This is a genomic window from Streptomyces katrae (assembly GCF_000966975.1).
GTDB lineage: Bacteria > Actinomycetota > Actinomycetes > Streptomycetales > Streptomycetaceae > Streptomyces > Streptomyces katrae.
The window spans coordinates 1-670 of record NZ_JZWV01000661.1 but is presented as its reverse complement, the minus strand read 5'-3'; the positions used below and the strand labels follow the sequence as shown (position 1 = coordinate 670).

Sequence of the window (670 nt, the reverse complement as noted above, 5' to 3'; positions counted from 1 at the left end):
GGCGCGGGGTCTGGGGCGGAGCCCCAGAGAACGGGTGAAGGGCGGGGAGGGGACAGCGCCGCAGGCACAGCAAAACGGGCCGGGCCCGGGTCCCCTCAGGGGAACCGGGCCCGGCCCGTGGTGACTGCCGACGGCTACGTCAGTTGTCGTCCTCGTCGATCAGGAAGCCCCGCATGGGAGACGGCGCCTGCTGCATCGGCTGCGGAGCAGCCGGCCGCACCGGAGCCATCGGCTGCGTCATCGCCGGGGACATCTGCTGCTGCCCGCCGTAGGACGGGGCACCGCTCATCGGGGAGGGACCGCCCATGGGGGAGGGACCGCCCATCGGGGACGGGCCGCCCATGCCCATCGCGCCGGCCGGAGCCATCGACGGGGACGGCGACGGCGGCAGGGCCGGGCCGGCCGGGGTGCGCGGCGGGGCGAGGGAGTCGTCGGCCTGGGTCTCCAGCTGGCGCAGCTGCGACTCCAGGTAGGACTTCAGACGCGTACGGTACTCACGCTCGAAGCCCCGCAGGTCCTCGACCTTGCGCTCCAGCGTGGCGCGGGCGGACTCCAGGGAGCCCATCGCGACGCGGTGCTTCTCCTGCGCGTCCCGCTCCAGGGCGTCGGCCTTGGCGCGGGCGTCCCGCTCCAGGCCCTCGGCGCGCGAACGGGCCTCGCCGACGATCTT

1 pseudogene is annotated in these 670 nt (G+C 75.1%); it reads right to left on the bottom strand.

Annotated features, from left to right (window positions below):
* Nucleotides 1–139: 139 nt before the first annotated feature.
* Nucleotides 140–670, bottom strand: a pseudogene (locus VR44_RS23445) (cell division protein DivIVA); the annotation flags it as partial.